This is a genomic window from Amycolatopsis thermoflava N1165 (assembly GCF_000473265.1).
Classification (GTDB): domain Bacteria; phylum Actinomycetota; class Actinomycetes; order Mycobacteriales; family Pseudonocardiaceae; genus Amycolatopsis_E; species Amycolatopsis_E thermoflava.
On record NZ_KI421511.1, the window covers coordinates 6,831,238 to 6,848,000 of the forward strand.

General features: G+C 72.0%; 14 protein-coding genes. 6 read left to right on the plus strand and 8 right to left on the minus strand.

The annotated features are described in order from the left end of the window. Positions 1–36 precede the first annotated feature (36 nt). Together AMYTH_RS0134000 and AMYTH_RS0134005 are read left to right on the plus strand one after the other, a co-directional pair. Positions 37–975, plus strand: coding sequence for a daunorubicin resistance protein DrrA family ABC transporter ATP-binding protein (locus AMYTH_RS0134000; protein WP_027933967.1), 939 nt, complete (start codon positions 37–39; stop codon positions 973–975). Next, positions 972–1,715 carry an ABC transporter permease gene (locus tag AMYTH_RS0134005; protein ID WP_027933968.1) on the plus strand — a complete coding sequence of 248 codons (744 nt, stop codon included), beginning with the start codon at positions 972–974 and terminating at the stop codon, positions 1,713–1,715. The genes AMYTH_RS0134000 and AMYTH_RS0134005 overlap by 4 nt, the downstream gene beginning before the upstream one ends. Here AMYTH_RS0134005 and AMYTH_RS0134010 read toward each other — a convergent pair. After that, positions 1,699–4,830 carry a BTAD domain-containing putative transcriptional regulator gene (locus AMYTH_RS0134010; protein ID WP_027933969.1) on the minus strand — a complete coding sequence of 1,044 codons (3,132 nt, stop codon included), beginning with the start codon at positions 4,828–4,830 and terminating at the stop codon, positions 1,699–1,701. The genes AMYTH_RS0134005 and AMYTH_RS0134010 overlap by 17 nt on opposite strands. Before the next feature lie 189 nt (positions 4,831–5,019). Here AMYTH_RS0134010 and AMYTH_RS0134015 point away from each other — a divergent pair, with 189 nt between their 5' ends. Beyond that, entirely contained in the window at positions 5,020–6,201 is a 1,182-nt protein-coding gene (locus AMYTH_RS0134015; protein WP_027933970.1) for an epoxide hydrolase family protein, read from the plus strand. Here the strand turns inward: AMYTH_RS0134015 and AMYTH_RS0134020 are convergent. The 4 genes from AMYTH_RS0134020 to AMYTH_RS0134035 form a co-directional block, all read right to left on the minus strand. After that, entirely contained in the window at positions 6,173–6,853 is a 681-nt protein-coding gene (locus AMYTH_RS0134020; RefSeq protein ID WP_027933971.1) for a DUF2306 domain-containing protein, read from the minus strand. The genes AMYTH_RS0134015 and AMYTH_RS0134020 overlap by 29 nt on opposite strands. A 70-nt stretch (positions 6,854–6,923) precedes the next feature. Next, positions 6,924–8,369: a PH domain-containing protein gene (locus AMYTH_RS0134025; RefSeq protein ID WP_027933972.1), complete on the minus strand. Its 1,446-nt coding sequence runs from the start codon at positions 8,367–8,369 to the stop codon at positions 6,924–6,926. Further along, the gene (locus AMYTH_RS0134030; RefSeq protein WP_228685062.1) at positions 8,366–8,857 is read right to left on the minus strand and encodes a PH domain-containing protein; all 492 of its coding nucleotides are present in this window, start codon (positions 8,855–8,857) and stop codon (positions 8,366–8,368) included. The genes AMYTH_RS0134025 and AMYTH_RS0134030 overlap by 4 nt, the downstream gene beginning before the upstream one ends. A 16-nt stretch (positions 8,858–8,873) precedes the next feature. Next, the gene (locus AMYTH_RS0134035) at positions 8,874–9,230 is read right to left on the minus strand and encodes an ArsR/SmtB family transcription factor (RefSeq protein WP_027933973.1); all 357 of its coding nucleotides are present in this window, start codon (positions 9,228–9,230) and stop codon (positions 8,874–8,876) included. Positions 9,231–9,301: 71 nt separating this feature from the next. On the opposite strand from AMYTH_RS0134035, the gene AMYTH_RS0134040 reads away from it, so the two are divergent. Both AMYTH_RS0134040 and AMYTH_RS0134045 read left to right on the plus strand, forming a co-directional pair. Further along, positions 9,302–11,101 carry a heavy metal translocating P-type ATPase gene (locus tag AMYTH_RS0134040; RefSeq protein ID WP_027933974.1) on the plus strand — a complete coding sequence of 600 codons (1,800 nt, stop codon included), beginning with the start codon at positions 9,302–9,304 and terminating at the stop codon, positions 11,099–11,101. A gap of 21 nt (positions 11,102–11,122) precedes the next feature. Next, positions 11,123–12,559, plus strand: a complete 1,437-nt coding sequence (locus AMYTH_RS0134045; RefSeq protein WP_027933975.1) for an aminotransferase class V-fold PLP-dependent enzyme — start codon at positions 11,123–11,125, stop codon at positions 12,557–12,559. Here AMYTH_RS0134045 and AMYTH_RS0134050 read toward each other — a convergent pair. Both AMYTH_RS0134050 and AMYTH_RS0134055 read right to left on the minus strand, forming a co-directional pair. Beyond that, on the minus strand, positions 12,544–13,110 hold the full coding sequence (locus AMYTH_RS0134050) for a TetR/AcrR family transcriptional regulator (RefSeq protein ID WP_027933976.1): 567 nt from the start codon (positions 13,108–13,110) through the stop codon (positions 12,544–12,546). The genes AMYTH_RS0134045 and AMYTH_RS0134050 overlap by 16 nt on opposite strands. Next, a complete protein-coding gene (locus AMYTH_RS0134055) occupies positions 13,083–13,892 on the minus strand; it encodes an SGNH/GDSL hydrolase family protein (RefSeq protein WP_027933977.1) in 810 nt (269 codons plus the stop codon). The genes AMYTH_RS0134050 and AMYTH_RS0134055 overlap by 28 nt, the downstream gene beginning before the upstream one ends. 204 nt (positions 13,893–14,096) lie before the next feature. Between AMYTH_RS0134055 and AMYTH_RS46270 the strand changes: the two genes are divergently transcribed. Beyond that, positions 14,097–14,774 (plus strand): SDR family NAD(P)-dependent oxidoreductase, encoded by a 678-nt coding sequence (locus AMYTH_RS46270; protein WP_228685064.1) that lies wholly within the window; start codon positions 14,097–14,099, stop codon positions 14,772–14,774. Between the two features lie 261 nt (positions 14,775–15,035). On the opposite strand, the gene AMYTH_RS0134070 is transcribed toward AMYTH_RS46270, so the two are convergent. Next, a complete protein-coding gene (locus AMYTH_RS0134070; RefSeq protein WP_027933978.1) occupies positions 15,036–16,604 on the minus strand; it encodes a beta-N-acetylhexosaminidase in 1,569 nt (522 codons plus the stop codon). Positions 16,605–16,763: the final 159 nt, after the last annotated feature.

Here is a 16,763-nt window from a genome sequence, read left to right on the forward strand (position 1 = left end):
CGGTCCGTGTCAGGGCAGCGGCCGAAAGTGGTCGTCATGACAGAGGCGATCACGGCTTCCGGGCTCCGGAAGTCCTACCAAGACAAAGTCGTGCTCGACGGGATCGATCTCAGCGTTCCGGCGGGCACCATCTTCTCCCTGCTCGGGCCCAACGGCGCCGGCAAGACCACGACCGTCAACGTGCTGACCACGCTGATCAAGGCCGACGGCGGCACCGTCCGCGTCGCCGGGCACGACGTCGCCACCGAGGCCAAGGCGGTGCGCGCGGCGATCGGCGTGACCGGCCAGTTCGCCGCCGTCGACGAGCTGCTCACCGGCCAGGAGAACCTGCAGCTGATGGTGGACCTGAACCGGGTTCCAGCCAAGGACGGCAGGCGCGTCGTCGCCGAGCTGCTCGACCGGTTCGACCTGACCGGCGCGGCCCAGAAACCCGCGTCGACCTACTCCGGCGGCATGCGCCGGAAGCTCGACCTGGCGATGACGCTCGTCGGCAACCCGCGGATCATCTTCCTCGACGAGCCGACGACCGGTCTGGACCCGCGCAGCCGCCGCACGATGTGGGACATCATCCGCGGCCTGGTGGCCGACGGCGTGACCATCTTCCTCACCACCCAGTACCTGGAGGAAGCCGACCAGCTGGCCGACCGCGTCGCCGTGCTGGACAAGGGCCGCCTCGTCGCGCAAGGCACCCCCGACGAACTCAAGCGCCAGGTCCCCGGCACCCACGTGCGGCTCCGGTTCGCCACGGCCACCGAGCTCGACTCGGCCGCCCGGGTCCTCCCCGGCGCCACCCGCGACGACGACGCCCTGACCCTGCGCGTGCCCAGCGACGGCGGCACGAAGTCGTTGCGTGCCCTGCTCGACCGGCTCGACGAGTACTCGCTCAGCGCCGAAACCTTCACCGTCCACACGCCCGACCTCGATGACGTCTTCCTCGCCCTCACGGGCCACACCACGGAGGTGGTCGCGAAATGAACAACCAGTCGCTCGTGATGCTGCGCCGCAACTTCAAGCACATCGCGCGGAACCCGGTCACCGTCTTCAACGCGGTCCTGATGCCGATCGTGGTCATGGTGATGTTCGTGTACATGCTCGGCGACGCGTTCAGCGTCGGTGTCGACTACGTCGACTACGCCACGCCGGGCCTGATGCTGCTGGCTGTCTGTTATGGACTCGGCGGTGTCGCGACCGCGGTGAGCTCCGACATGACCAAGGGCATCATCAACCGGTTCAAGGTCATGGACGTCTCCCGCAGCGCCGTGCTGAACGGGCACGTCATCGCCAGCGTGCTGACCAACCTGCTCGCCATCGCGGCGCTCGTCGGCGTGGCGTTCCTGCTCGGGTTCAGCCCGTCCGCGGACGTCCTCGACTGGCTCGGCGTGCTCGGTGTGGTGGTGCTGCTCGGTCTCGCGACCGGCTGGCTGACCGTGGCGCTGGGGCTGGCGGCCAAGTCCGTGGAGACGGCGGGGATGGCGGCGGTGCCGCTGGTCATGCTCCCGTTCTTCAGCAGCGCGATCGTCCCCGCCGACAAGATGGGGCCGGGCCTGCGCGAGTTCGCGGAGTACCAGCCGTTCACGCCGATCATCGAAACCCTGCGCGGCCTGCTCAACGGATCGCCCGCCACCGGTGACCTGATCGCCGCCCTCGCCTGGTGCGCCGGGATCGCGCTCGTCGGCTACCTGTGGGCGTCCGCCACGTTCAAGAAGCGAGCGTGACCGCGATCAGCTCGCGCCAGCTCGCCTCCCGCCCCTCCTGAGCCGCCTCGGTGAACCGCGTGTCACCGAGGCGGTTCCGCGTTTCCTGCTCGATCCGCTGCGCGTCCGGCTGCGAGCGGTCCGGCAGACCGCGCAGCGCGTCGCTCGCCGCGAGCAACCGGACGGCCTGCTCGGGCTGTCCGGCGCGCAGCGCCAGGTCCGCCGCCCCGACCAGCGTCTGGGCGATCATGAGCGGGTGCCCCGCCTCGGCCGCGGCTTCGACGGCCACCGCGCGGTGTTCCCTGGCCTCGTCGAGGTCGTCGGCGAGGTAACCGAGGAGGTCGTGCGTCATCACGCGGACGGGAGCCCGTCCCGCGTTGTCGCTCAGCATCTCCGTCGCGGTGGCGAGTTCCCGGCGTGCCTGCTCGGTGTCGCCGCGCCAGCGCGCGAGGTCCGCCTTCGCCAGGGCCAGCTCGGCCAGCGCTTCCGGCCAGGAGATCCGGTCCGCGTACCGCTGCGCCTCGGCCATGGCGGAGGCGCTGCGCTCTGCGTCGCCGAGCACCCAGTACAGCTGGGCCTGCCGCGACCGCATCCGCACGATGTCCTCGACGGCGCCGACCTCCTTGACGACCACGATCGCCTGCTCGTAGTGCTCGCAGGCGCGGGTGAACTCCCCGCGCGTGGCGATCCGCTCCGCGAGCTCGGTCAGGGCGAACGAGATCCCCCAACGTTCACCGAGGGCGCGGAACTCGGTGAGCGCCGCCTCCAGGTAGGTGTCGGCCTCCCAGCCGCCGTGGCCGAGCTGCACCCGCATCTTCCCGAGTTGCAGGCGGGCCAGCGCGCGCACCCACGGGTCCTCGTCGGTGATCTGGGGCTCGAACGCGGTCAGCATCGCGTCGGGCCCCTCCAGCAGGCGCTCCATCGCGCCGGCGAACCGCAGCGACGGCGGCGGGTTCGGCACGCGCCGGCTGATCTCGTACGCCTTGTGGATCCACTCCACCGCGTCGAACTGGTCGCTGCCGCGCCCGGAGGTCATGAATCCCGACACGAACGCGTACACCACGCCGCGGATCTCGTCCGCCACCTCACCCGGCATCGTGGCAGCCGCCAGGATCAGCTCGTTGCCCTCCGCCTTGTGCCCGGCGAGCCACCAGTACCAGCCCGCGGCCGCGGCGAGCCGCATCGCGCCCGCCGCCTCGCCGGCTGCGATCGCGCCACGCATCGCCGCGGCGATGTTGTCGTGCTCGGCCTTGAGCACACCGAGCCATTCCAGCTGTTCGGCACGCAGGAGGTGCGGCTCCGCCGTTTCCACGAGCTCCGTGAAGTACGCCAGGTGCGCGCGCCGCGCCGCCTCGGATTCGCCCGCTTCCGCGAGCCGCTCGTCGGCGTACTCCTTGATGGTGCCGAGCATCCGGTACCGCGGGGCGCTGTCGCCTTCGGTGACCACCAGCGACTTCTCGGTCAGCGCGGTGAGCAGCTCCAGCACCTCCCACGATTCGATCTCGTCGGTGGCGCAGACGCGTTCGGCCGCTTCCAGGCTCGCGCCGCCGGAGAACACCGAGAGCCGGCACAGCACGGTCCGTTCGGCGTCGCTGAGCAGCTCCCAGCTCCAGTCGATGAGCGCACGCAGCGTCCGTTGCCGGGGCAGTGCGGTGCGGCTGCCGCCGGTCAGCAGGCGGAACCGGTCGTCGAGCCGGTTGGCGAGCTGGTCGAGCGACATGGTGCGCAAGCGGGCCGCGGCGAGTTCGATGGCCAGCGGGATCCCGTCCACCGCCCGGCAGATGCGCGCCATGGCCGACAACGTCTGGGCGTCGGTGCCGAGGTCCTTGCGCACCGCGGCGGCCCGGTCGCGCAGCAGCCGGACGGCCGGGGCGGCTTCGATCTTGCCCGGGTCGGCGTCGTCGGCGGGCAGCGCCAGCGGCGCGACCGGCCACAGCGCCTCACCGGTGATGCCGAGCGGTTCCCGGCTCGTGGCGAGGATCCGCAGCCGGCGGCACTCGCCGAGCACCCGGTGGGCGAACTCCGCGGCGGACCCGACCACGTGTTCGCAGTTGTCCAGGACCAGCAGCACAGTCCGCTCGCGGAGGGCGGCGATCACCCGGTCGGCGGGGTCCGCGTCCGGCGCGTCGCCGAGCAGCGCGTCGCGCAGTTTCAACGCGGCCAGCGCCGCCTGCGCGACGTCCCCGTCCGCGCCGAGCGGGGCGAGTTCGACCAGCCAGGTCCCGTCGGGGAAGTCGCCGAGCAGCGTGCGCGCGGTTTCCGTGGCCAGCCGGGTCTTCCCCGCGCCGCCGGGGCCGATCAGCGTGGTGAGCCGGTGTTCGCCAATGAGGTCGCGGACCGCGGTGACCTCGGCGTCCTTGCCGACGAAGCTGGTCAGTTCGGCACGCAGGTTGGTCTTCTGCTTCTCCGCCGGCCGCTCCACCTCGCCGCGCAGCAGCGCGACGTGCAACGCGGACAGCTCCGGCGAGGGGTCGACGCCGAGCTCGTCGGCCAGGGATTCGCGGGTGCGCTCGTAGACGAGCAGCGCGTCGGTGTCGCGGCCCGTCGCGACCAGGGCGCGCATCAGCGCGGCGACCAGCCGTTCCCGCACCGGGTGCGCGGCCACCAGGTCGGTCAGTTCGGTGACCAGGCCGGCGCCGTTGCCGAGGCTGATCTCCGCGTCGAACCGGTCTTCCAGTGCGGTCAGGCGCAGCCCCTCGAGCCGGGTGACGGCGGCGTCGAAGGCGCCGCTGTCGGTCAGGCCGACGTCCTGCATGGCGGAACCGCGCCACAACGCGAGGGCCTCGCGCAGCCGGTGCGGATCTCCGTCCTCGCGGGCCTTGCCGACGAGGCGCTCGAACTTGACGGCGTCCACGGCGTCGGGCTCGATCCGCAGCCGGTAGCCGTCCGTCTGCCCCTCGACCGACCCGGCGGGCAGCGCCTTCCGCAGCCGGGAAACCAGGCGCTGCAAGGCGTTCACCGCGTCCGACGGCGGCTGTTCGCCCCAGATCCAGTCGATGAGCGCCGCCTTCGGGACGACGCGGCCCGGCTGCAGCGCGAGGGCGATCAGCAGCCCGCGCAACCGGGCGCCCGGCACGTCGGCGAAGCCGCCGTCGTCCGTGCGAACTTCGAATGGACCAAGCATTCCGACCTGCACCCGGCCGATTCTGCCAGTCGATCGACGCGGGATTCGGCGATTGGCGGATTTTGGTGTTGGCTGGGACCCGCGACTTGGCGGGAAACCGAAGCATCTGGAGCGGCTGGCCGATCAGCTGCCGCGTACGGAGCGGGCCGCCATCGCCGCCGCCCTGCCCGCCCTCCTGCAACTCGTAGAACTGGGGGAACAGTGAAACCGACGCCCATCCACGTGCCCGACGAGGTGCTCGACGACCTCCGGCGGCGGCTGGAGCTGACCCGCTGGCCGGACGACCTCGGCAACGAGGACTCCGCCTACGGCGTGAACCGCGCGCTGCTCCAGGAACTCGTCGAGCACTGGCGGTCCGGTTACGACTGGCGGGCGGCCGAGGCGGCGATGAACGCCTACGACCACTACCGCGTCGAGGTCGGCGGCGTGCCCGTGCACTTCATGCGCAAGCCGGGCACCGGCCCGGCCCCGACGCCGCTGATCCTGCTGCACGGGTGGCCGTGGACGTTCTGGCACTGGTCGAAGGTGGTCGACGCGCTCGCCGAACCCGACGGGGAATCGTTCGACGTGATCGTGCCGTCGCTGCCCGGTTTCGGGTTCTCGTCGCCGCTGCCGCGCGCGGACCTGAACTACTGGAAGATGGCCGACATCTTCCACGAGCTGATGACCGGGGTGCTCAGTTTCGGCAAGTACGCCGTCGGCGGGTGTGACGTCGGTGCGCTGATCGCCGGGCAGCTCGGGCACAAGCACGCGGATGCGCTGTACGGCATCCACATCGGATCCGGGCAGAAGCTGAGCATGTTCAACGGCGAGCGCGCGTGGGACATCACCGGTGGGCAGCCGATCCCGCCCGGCCTGCCCGCCGACGCGCACGCGCGGGTTCTGGAGCTGGAGCGGCGGTTCGCCGTGCACCTCACCGCGCACGTGCTGGAGCCGAGCACGCTGTCGTTCGGACTGACGGACTCGCCTGCCGGGATGCTCGCGTGGATCCTGCAGCGGTGGCTCAAGTGGAGCTCGCCGGAGACCGTGTACCGCAAGGACGACCTGCTCACCCACGCGACGATCTACTGGGTGACGAACACGATCGGCACCTCGATCCGCACATACGCCAACAACAACCGCTACCCGTGGACGCCGTCGCACGACCGGCAACCGGTGGTCGAGGCGCCGACCGGGCTCACCCTCGTGAACCACGAAAACCCGCCGGGAGTGTCGACGCCCGGCGAGCGGGTGCGGAACTTCGTGGCGAGCGAGCGGGGTGGTTGGTACAACCTGGTCAACGTGCGCGCCCACGAGCGCGGCGGGCACTTCATCCCATGGGAGATCCCGGCGGAGTGGGTCGCGGATCTGCGCCTCACGTTCCGGCTGGCACGGGAGAGCTGAGCGTCGCGCGGCGGGTCTTGCGGCGGTGCCGCGTGTGCTGCAGCCACCACTCCGCGATCAGCAGGTTCACCAGCCAGCTCATCCACGTCCCGACGCCGATCGCCTGCTGGAGGGCCACCGCGTCGGACGGGTCGGGCACGAACACGGCCACGCACACCGTCGTCCACAGGCGGTTGACCACGATGGAGAAGCACAGCGCGAAGCTGCGCACCATCCACTCGCGGTGCTGCGCGTACCGCCGCCGCCGGGCCGTCACGTAACCCGCCACCGTCGTGCCGAGCCACAGCAGCGCCAGCATCGTGTTCGCCGCGCGCTGGTTCAGCCCGGCCGCTCCCAGCGGCGCCACCGCGAGCGCCGCGAGGCCGGCCGGGATGGCCGCGAACACGTAGAGCCGGCCGCTCCACCGGTGCACCTTGGGGTGCCTCTGCCGCAGCCACGGCCACAGTTGCAGCACGGCGGTCACGAGCACCGCCGTGCCCAGGAAGATGTGCGTCACCAGCAGCGGGTAGTGGAACCACGTGCCGGACCGGGTCGGCACGCGGGACCGCGCCGGGTCCAGCCCGAGGTAGGGCGGCAGCGTGTAGGCGAGGAAGGCGACAGTGACGAGCCCGAGTCCGACGAGCGGCGGGCGGATCCGCGCCGAAGCAGTCATGCCACGAGTTTTCGCCCGCGCGGCAACGAGATCACTGCGGTGCACCGGCAGATCGCCGGTCGGGTTGTCCCTACCGCCGGACCAGGAACGGCTCCAGCAGACCGGGTTCCGCGGCGTCGGCGAGCGCGACGGCTTCCGCGGCCGGGACGTCGATGCCGGTGTAGTGCTGACGCCCGGCCGCCGTGGTCGCGGTCAGCGAGATCAGCCCGGCCCGCCGCTGGAAGAACGACCGGTGGAACACCCAGCCGATCACGCCCTCGGTCGCGAGCACCTGCCGCCGCCGCACCAGGCTGCCCTGCCGGAACACCAGGTTGCCGCCGATCAGCGCGTGCCCCAGGTTGCGGTAGCGGTCCTCGGCCAGCAACGCGCCGACCGGGAACAGCGCCAGCGCGACCTGCCACAGCCAGGCGGGCCAGTCCGCGAACCACCACAGCAGGGCGAACAGCCCGGTCACGGCCGCCGCGAACAGGAACGCCCGCGTGTGCCGTCGCAGGCGGGCGCGCGGGCCGTGCTGGACCAGTTCGGCCGTGGCGGTCGCCGGATCCTCCAGGACGTCGCCGGCCACGCGGTGCGCCACCGCGCGCGGGGCGGGCGGCAGCAGCACGGAACCGCTGTGCTCGCCACGCAACCCGGTGGTGATCGCCGAGCAGCGCGCCCCGCGGGCTGCCCGCAGCAGCAACGGTTCACTGATCTCGGCTCCGCGCAGGCGGCGCAGTTCGATCGTGGTCTGGCGGGTGGTGAGCAGGCCGCGCGTCACGCGCAGCGTGCCTTCGCCGCGGGCGAGCCGGAAGTTCCAGAACGCCAGCACGTACGCGATCACCGACAGCACCGACACCAGCACGACGGTCAGCACCAGCAGCACGATCACGATGACCCACACCGGGGTCGACGCGACCCGGCCGACGAGCGACTGCAGCATCCCGAAGTCGTCCTCGTCGATGCGCACCTCGTTGAACAGGTTGGCCAGTGAGCCGACGACCACACCGATCGCGGCGATGCCGGACAGCGTGAACGGCCCGAACCGCACCCATGCCGGCCGCAGCTCGGCCAGGACGTCCACCAGGCCCTCGGTCTGCTCGGTGCGGCGGTGCAGCAGTTCTTCACGCAACCGCGCGGCATCCGCGGTCGCCAGCGAGTCCAGCGTGACGCCCATCGCGCCCTGCCAGTCGCCGCGGCCGGTGCCGATCACGACCCGGCTCAGCCCGAGGATCCGTTGCAGCGGACGGGAAGTCAGGTCGACCGTGCGGATCCGGTCGCGCGGCACGGACAGTTCCTTGCGGCTGAGCAGGCCGCGCCGCACGCGCACGTGCTCGGCGGTGATCTGGTAGGTCGTGGTGAACCAGCGCAGCAGCCCGGCCGCGATCGCCAGCCCGAGGCCGACGAGGCTCCAGATCTGCCCCTGGCCGCCGCGGCCGATGAACAGCACGCCGATCAGCACCGGCAGCAGCCGCACGACCTCCTGCACCGGGTGGACCGCGAGCATGCGCGCGCTGAGCCGCTGCCAGTCCTCGCTCACGTCGCGTCCCCTGGCGTGGCCTGCGTCTGGGTGGCGAGCTCCTGGGTGAGGCGCTGCGCCACCTCGATGTCGAGGCCGTGGATCTGGACCGGTCCGCGCGCCGACGCCGTGGTGACGGTCAGGTTCGCCAGCCCGAACAACCGCTCCAGCGGGCCGCGTTCGGTGTCGACGGTCTGGATCCGGGACACCGGCGCGATGCGGCGCTCCTGGTTGATCCAGCCGGACTGCGTGTAGACGACCTGGGGCGTGGTCTCCCAGCGGTGCACGCGGAAGCGCCACTGCGGCATGACGGCGAGGTGCGCTATCGCGACCACCGCGGTCACGACGAGCGCGACGACCAGCGGGGACCAGCCGGTCAGTCCCAGCCACACGCCCTCGCCGGCGAGCACGACGACCCAGCCGATCGCCGCACGCGTGGCCCAGAACAGCACGGCCTTCCGGCTGACCAGGTTCGCGGGCGGCCGCAGATCCACCACGGGATTCGTCACGCCACCACTTTGCCAGTCAGGCCGTGGTGCTGTCCGGGACTCCGAGCCGGAGGTGCTCGATGTGGTACACGGCTTCGTCGAGGAGCTGGGCGACGTGGTTGTCGTAGAGGCTGTAGACGATGCTGCGGCCCGCGCGCTGCCCGGTGACCAGGCCGAGGTTGCGCAGCAGCCGGAGCTGGTGGCTGACCGCGGACTGCTCCATGCCGACCGCCTCGGCCAGCTCGCCGACCGCGCACGGCCCCTGCCGCAGCCGGGAGAGCATCAGCAGGCGGCTGGGGGTGGCCAGAGCCTGCAGGGTCGCGGCGACGGTCGCCGCGCTCTGCGCGTCCAGCGACGCCGCCCGCCTGTCCTTGCTGTCGACTCCGTGACCCACGAGACGATTCTAGTCGAAGAACACATGTAGACGTCTTCATGTGTTCGGGTATGCTCCGGCACGTGGTGCAAGTGATCGACAGAGCGGCCGCGGTCCGTCCCGCGCGCCGGCTGCTGCTGCCCGAGGTCCGGTGGGCGCTGGCCGCGCTGGTGTTGTTCCTGGCCGGGCTCGCGGCCGATCTCGGCGGCGGCCCCGCCTGGCTGTACTGGACCCTCTACCTGGGCTGTTACGCCGCGGGCGGGTGGGAGCCGCTGCTGGCGGGCCTGCGGGCGCTGCGCGAGCGGACACTGGACGTCGACCTGCTGATGGTCGTGGCCGCCGTCGGCGCCGCGGCGATCGGGCAGGTCCTCGACGGCGGCCTGCTGATCGTCATCTTCGCGACCTCCGGCGCGCTGGAGGCGGTCGCCACCCAACGCACCGCGGATTCGGTGCGCAGCCTCCTCGACCTGACCGGCGAGGCCGACACCTACGAAGTCGGCGACGAGTTCGTGGTCCGGCCGGGGGAGCGCATCGGCGGGGACGGCGTCGTGCTGGACGGCGCGAGCGAGGTGGACCAGTCGTCGATCACCGGCGAGTCGATGCCGGTGCCGAAGGCCGTCGGCGACGAGGTGTTCGCGGGCACCCTGAACGGAACCGGAGTGCTGCGGGTCCGGGTCACGCGCGATTCGTCGGACACCGTGCTGGCGCGGATCGTCGCGATGGTCGAGGAGGCGTCGGCGACCAAGGCGAAGACCCAGCTGTTCATCGAGAAGATCGAGCAGCGGTACTCGGTCGGGGTCGTGGCGGCGACGCTGGCGTTGTTCCTGGTGCCGCTGGTCTTCGGCGCGGGGCTGCAGGAAACGCTGCTGCGCGCCATGACGTTCATGATCGTCGCCTCGCCGTGCGCGGTGGTGCTCGCGACCATGCCGCCGCTGCTGTCCGCCATCGCCAACGCCGGGCGGCACGGGGTGCTGGTCAAGTCGGCCGTGGTGCTCGAACGGCTCGGCACGACGGAACGCGTCGCGTTCGACAAGACCGGAACCCTGACCGCGGGCGCGCCGCGCGTGGTCGAGGTCCGTCCACTCGGGATGTCCGAAAAGGACGTTCTGCGCTTCGCCGCGGCTGCCGAGCAGGCGAGTGAGCACCCGCTGGGGCGGGCGATCGTCGCGGCCGCGGACCGGGTGCCGCAGGCGCGGGACTTCCGTGCCGAGCCCGGCCGGGGCGTGCGCGCGGTGGTCGACGGGCGGCAGGTGTTCGTCGGCCGGGACGACGGCGAGGTGGTGCGCGAGGCCGAGGCGGACGGGCGGACCGCGGTGCTGGTCCGGGTGGACGGCGAACCGGCCGGTGTGCTCGGGCTCGCCGACCGCGTGCGCCCGGACGCGCGCGCCGCGGTGACCGCGCTGAGCTGGGCTTCCCCCGTGCTGCTGACCGGGGACAACCCGCGGGCGGCGGCGCGGGTGGCGGACGAGGTCGGCATCACCGACGTGCGGGCCGGTCTGCTGCCGCAGGACAAGGTCGCCGCTGTCCGGGAACTCGGCGAGCGGGTCCTGCTGGTCGGCGACGGCGTCAACGACGCGCCCGCGCTGGCCGCGGCCAACACCGGCATCGCGATGGGCCGGGCCGGATCGGATCTGGCGCTGGAGACCGCCGACGCGGTCGTCGTGCGGGACGAGCTGACGGCGATCCCCGCCGTCGTCGCACTGGCCCGCCGCGCGCGGCGGCTCGTGCTGGCCAACCTCGCGATCGCGGGCGGGTTCATCGTCGGGCTGGTGCTCTGGGACCTGTTCGGCGAGCTGCCACTGCCGCTCGGCGTCGCCGGTCACGAGGGCTCGACGGTCCTGGTGGCGCTCAACGGCTTGCGGTTGCTGCGCGAGAAGGCGTGGCGCGGTTGACTCGGGGATATGACGGGGCACATGACGCCGGAGGAGTTCCGGCGCTACGGCAAGCAGGTCGTCGACTGGGTCGCCGACTACCTGAGCACGATCGAGGACCGGCCGGTGCGCTCGCCGCTCGCGCCGGGCGAGGTGCGCGATCGGCTGCCGGCGCACCCGCCGGAGCGGGGTGAGTCGTTCGAGGACCTGCTCGGCGACCTGGACCGCGTGATCATGCCGGGCATCACGCACTGGCAGCACCCGGACTTCTTCGCCTACTTCCCGGCCAACGCGTCCGGTCCGGCGATCCTCGGCGACCTGCTGTCCAGCGGCCTCGGCGTGCAGGGGATGGTGTGGGCGACGAGCCCGGCGTGCACCGAGCTGGAGACCGTCGTGGTCGACTGGCTCGCCGAGCTGCTCGGGCTGCCCGCGGAGTTCCGCACCGACGGCGCTGGTGGCGGGGTCATCCAGGACTCGGCGTCGAGCGCGGCGCTGGTGGCGTTGCTCGCCGCGCTGCACCGGGCGAGCGGCGGGAAGATCCGCGACCACGGCGTGGCGGACACCTACCGGATGTACGTCTCCACCGAGACGCACTCGTCGTTGCAGCGGGCCGGGCGCATCGCCGGTCTCGGTGGCGAGAACGTCCGGGCGGTGCCGGTGGATCCGGTGACGCTCGCGATGGACGTCGCCGAGCTGCGGCGCATGATCGCCGAGGACGTCGCCGCGGGCGCGGTGCCGGTGCTGGTGTGCGCGACGATCGGGACGACGTCCACCACGGCGATCGACCCGGTCGCGGAGATCGGGGCGGTGTGCCGCGAGGCCGGCGTGTGGCTGCACGTGGACGCGGCCTACGCCGGATCGGCCGCGGTGTGCCCGGAGCTGCGGTGGATCAACGACGGAGTGGCTGCGTACGCGGACTCGTACGCGACGAACCCGCACAAGTGGCTGCTCACCAACTTCGACTGCGGCGTGCTGTGGGTGCGGGACCGGCGGCCGATGATCGACGCGTTGTCGATCCTGCCGGAATACCTGCGCAACACGGCGACGGAGTCCGGCGAGGTGATCGACTACCGGGACTGGCAGGTCCCGCTCGGGCGGCGGTTCCGGGCGCTGAAGCTGTGGTCGGTGATCCGCTGGTACGGCGCGGAAGGGCTGCGTGCGCACATCCGGACCTGCGTCGAGCTGGCCGCGCGGTTCGCCCGGCTGATCGACGCCGACGACCGGTTCGAGCTGCACCCGGGGCACCCGTTCGGGCTGGTGTGCTTCCGGCCCCGGTGGCCGTCGTCCGTTCCCGACCCCGACGCCGAAACCCTCGCCGTGATGGAACGGCTCAACGCGTCGGGCGAGCTGTTCGTGAGCCACACCAAGGCGAACGGGCACGTGCTGCTGCGCCTCGCGGTGGGCTCACCGGCCACGCGTGCCGAGCACGTGGAGGCGGCGTACCGGCGGATCGCCGCCGCGTGTCAGGAGCGCAGGTAGGTGTTGAGCGTGACGGCCAGCGTCTGCTCGACGTCGGAGGACTCGGCGGCCGACGGCAACCCGCCGCGCAGCCACAGCGCGGCGAGCCCGTGCAGCGACGCCCACAGCGACGCGGCGAGCGGACGCGAAGCCGTGCCCCGCCGCCAGCCGACCGCCTGCGCCCGGGTCACCAGGTCCAGGAACTGCTCGAACACCGCGCCGGACAGCCGGGCCAGCTCGGGTTCCCGCACGTCGATCAGGTCCGGCCGGAACATCAGCTCGAACATGGCCGGGTTCGCCAGCGCGAAGTCGAGGTAGCGGCGGCACGCGGTCAGCAGCCGTTGCTGCGGATTGCCCTCCGGCAGGGCGGCCGCACGCTCGTGCAGCTCCGCGAAGCCGGTCGCGGCGACCGCGGCGAGCAGCTCGGCCCGCCCGGCGAAGTGCCGCAGTGGCGCGCCGTGCGAGACGCCCGCCTCGCGCGCGATCCGCCGCAGGGTGACGGCCTCGACACCCTCGCTGGTCAGGACGGCGACGGCGCTGTCGATCAGGCGCTGCCGGGGATCGTTTTCCACGACGCCAGCTCGTCGGCGATGACGGGGAGCAGATCGGGGCGCTTCGGCGCGAAACCGTCGCCGGGCGACCGGCCGGTGAACCAGTTGCGCGTGCGGGTGACCACCACCGGCAGGACCTCGCGCCACACCCAGCCGGCGTGCGCGCGCAGGCCGGGGCGGACCGGGTCGCCGGGCAGGGGCTCCAGCCAGGCCGGGTCGTAGTCGACGCCGAGGGTCGTGAGCAGGTGCGCGGCCAGCCTGCGGTGGCCGTACTCGGACAGGTGCAGCCGGTCCGGGCCGAAGTAGCGCAGATCGTGCACGGCTTCCTCGCCCCACAGGTCGACCACCTCGGCGCCGTGCTTCGCCGCGGACGCGTGGATGGCCTCGTTGAGGGCTTCCAGGCGGTGGCGGATGCGCAGCAGGCCCGGCACGCGCCCGGAGACGTCGCTGAGCGTGAAGACGACGACGGTGGGCGCGGCGCGGGTGAGCATGCGGATGGCCGCGTCCACCCGCTTCGCGACGACCTCGGCGCGGTAGGTGCGGGTCATGACGTCGTTCGCGCCGCCGAAGAGCGCGACGAGGTCGGGCTTGAGGTCCAGAGCCGCGGGGATCTGCTCGACGATGATCTGGTCGAGGCGGCGGCCGCGGACGGCCAGGTTGGCGTACCGGAAGGCGGGCTCGTGCTGGGCGAGCGTGGCCGCGGCCAGGTCGGCCCAGCCCCGGTAGACGTCGGTGCCCGGGTACGGGTCGTGCAGGCCTTCCGCGCAACTGTCGCCGAGGGCGACGAACCTCTGATAGCCCATTCAGCTCTCCGACATCCGGTGTTCACCTGATGGCCACCTGTGTACCAAGATCTGTAGACGCTGTCTACTCGACCGGATGTCACAAGGGGAGCGGCTGTCTCGTCTCGGGTGCCGAGCACACACCCGCAGCACTGACCAGGACGGTCATGCCGAGCGCGGCCAGTTGTTCGGCCACGCCACGCCCGATCCCCCTTGTTCGCTTCGGTGACCGGCGCGACCGTCTGCTGTTCGCCCAGCATCAGCTCCTATGCTGGTCAACAACGCCGGCATCACCGGATCCGGCAGGTCGACCCGGCGGACGCGCACGACCAGATCCCCAGCACGGTCGACCTGGACATGGTCCGCGCGGTGTTCGAGACCGACCTGTTCGGCGTGATCGCGGTGACGATGTTGGTGCTGCCGCTGCTGCGGAAGTCACCGGCGCCACGCATCGTGAACGTCAGCAGCCATGCCGCCTCGCTGGCCCTGACCAGCGACCCGGACGGTCCCTTCGCGGCGCTGCTGCCGTCCGCGGCGTACAGCCCGTCCAAAACCGCCCTGTGCGCGCTGACCGTCCAGTACGCCAACGAGCTGCGCAAGGACGGCGTCTTGGTCAACGCGGTCGCGCCCGGCTACGTCGGCACGGACAGCAACAACTACACCGGGTTCCTGACCGTCGCGCAGGGTGGTGCGGCTGGCCACGCTCGGCCCGGACGGACCGACGGCCGGCTTCTTCGCCGAGGACGGACCGCTGCCGTGGTAGACCGGGTCGTGGTGGATCGCGCCGAGGAGTTCCATGAACTGTGGCCGCGATCGACGTGGTGCGCTCGGCCCGGGTCCGGCGGGAGGAGTACGTCGGGCCGTGGTTCCTGGAGCCGCTGCTGGCCGCCGACGTGCAGATGATCGGCGACGCCGGTGGCAAGGCGCCCGCGGTGGGCGGAGCGGTTCACCGGGGCCGGTGCGGTGGCCGGCGTGCTCGCTACGCTCATGCCGCTGTTCGCCCGGATCAATGCCCAGGTGTCCTGGTCCAGACGATCCGCACCGTCAAAAACCCGGACGGGCTCGGGCCCCTGCCGCCCGTGGCGGGCGCGTGGGCTGGCCTCCGGGAAGCCTCGGACTGACCCGCGGGCCCGGCGCGGGGGACGCGCCGGGCCCGCGTGCCTGCTACGGCCAGTCGACCTGCGGGGAGCGGTAGAAGTCGATCCCCTGGATCTCCCACCGCGGGGCCTGCTGCGCCAGCCGCTCGCGGTAGTCGTTCCAGTCGTGGGTCGACTTCGGCGACCACCCGATCTCCGCGATCCCGGGCAGCCGCGGGAAGGCCATGAACTCGATGTCGTCGCTGTCGGTCAGGGTTTCCGACCACAACGGCGCCTCGACACCCGCGACGGACGCCTCGCCGACGCCCTGCACCGCCGTCGACGGGTCCCAGTCGTAGGCGTCGGCGACCTCGACGTACCCGGCCCAGTGCAGGCCGAGCGGGCTGTTCTCGTTGTACTGCATGTCGAGGTAGGCCTTGTCGGCAGGTGAAACCACGATCTTGTTGCCCGCCGCGGCGGCCGCCGCCGTGTCGGCGTCGACGCCGTCGGTGTCCCAGAACTGCGGCACCGCGGACACCGGCGGATCGGCCTTCGCGATCTCGTGCCAGCCCTGCGCCAGCTTGCCGTGCTTGGCGACGATCGGGAGCACCTGGCCCATGAACTTCTGGTAGTCCTCGGGGGTCGTGGCGTGGGCCTCGTCGCCGCCGATGTGCAGGTACTGGCCCGGGGTCAGGGCGGCCAGCTCGCCGATCACGTCGTCCAGGAACTCGTAGGTGATGTCCTTGTCCACACACAGCGAGCTGAACCCGACCTCGATGCCGGTGTACAGCGGCGGCGCGACGCCGTCGCAGTTCAGCTCCGCGTACGATGCGAGCGCGGCGTTGGTGTGGCCCGGCATGTCGATCTCCGGGATCACCGTGATGTGCCGGGACGCGGCGTAGGCCACCAGGTCCTTGTACTGCTCCTGCGTGTAGTAGCCGCCGGGGCCGCCGCCGACCTCGGTGCTGCCGCCGTACGTCGCCAGGCGTGGCCAGCTCTTGATCTCGATCCGCCAGCCCTGGTCGTCCGCCAGGTGCAGGTGCAGCCGGTTGACCTTGTACTGCGCGATCTGGTCGATGTAGCGCTTCACCTCGTCGACGGCGAAGAAGTGCCGTGCCACGTCGAGCATCGCGCCGCGGTAGGCAAAGCGCGGGTAGTCCACGATCTTCCCGCCAGGCACGATCCACGGGCCGCGCGCCACCTGGCGCGACTCGACCTGCGCGGGCAGCAGCTGGCGCAGCGTCTGCACGCCGGCGAACAGGCCGTCGCCGCTGTTCGCGCGCAGCGTGACGCCCTTCTTCGTCACCGTGAGCTGGTAGCCCTGGTCGCCGACCCGCGCGGTCGGGCCGAGCTCGAGCGCGATCGACGGCGCCGAGGTGCGCTCGACGACCGGGAGGCGGTACCCGGTCGACGGGCGGAGCAGGCCGGCGAGGTAGTCGGCGACCTGCCGGGCGCCGCGGTCGGCCTCGATCGCGGTGGCCGGGGTCAGCCGGAAGTCGGCCTTGGGGTCGGCGATCGCCGACACCGGAACGGGGATCACGTCCGCCAGTGCGCGGGTGTCCGGCGCGGTGGCGGGTTCGCCGGCGAGTGCGGGCTGGGTGAGGGCGGTCAGCGCGAGCGCGGTGGCGCCGAGCAGGCCGGCCAGGGATCTGCGCATGGGTCACTCTCCGCGGGGATCGGGAGCGGGTCCCCTAAAGGTATAGACCAGTGTTCCGGTGCGCGCAATGCCCCGGTTGTCACCCCACTGCTCCGGCCGGGTGAATCGCCGCATTCGACTCGTTCGGGTGGCGATTCCCCGGCCGGACAGTGCTTTCTG

Bases quoted from the DNA above. Each gene is read 5' to 3' on its own strand.
- AMYTH_RS0134000 (WP_027933967.1), top strand. From the start codon at position 37: ATGACAGAGGCGATCACGGCTTCCGGGCTCCGGAAGTCCTACCAAGAC.
- AMYTH_RS0134005 (WP_027933968.1), top strand. From the start codon at position 972: ATGAACAACCAGTCGCTCGTGATGCTGCGCCGCAACTTCAAGCACATC.
- AMYTH_RS0134020 (WP_027933971.1), bottom strand. From the start codon at position 6,853: ATGACTGCTTCGGCGCGGATCCGCCCGCCGCTCGTCGGACTCGGGCTC.
- AMYTH_RS0134045 (WP_027933975.1), top strand. From the start codon at position 11,123: ATGACGCCGGAGGAGTTCCGGCGCTACGGCAAGCAGGTCGTCGACTGG.
- AMYTH_RS0134055 (WP_027933977.1), bottom strand. From the start codon at position 13,892: ATGGGCTATCAGAGGTTCGTCGCCCTCGGCGACAGTTGCGCGGAAGGC.
- AMYTH_RS0134070 (WP_027933978.1), bottom strand. From the start codon at position 16,604: ATGCGCAGATCCCTGGCCGGCCTGCTCGGCGCCACCGCGCTCGCGCTG.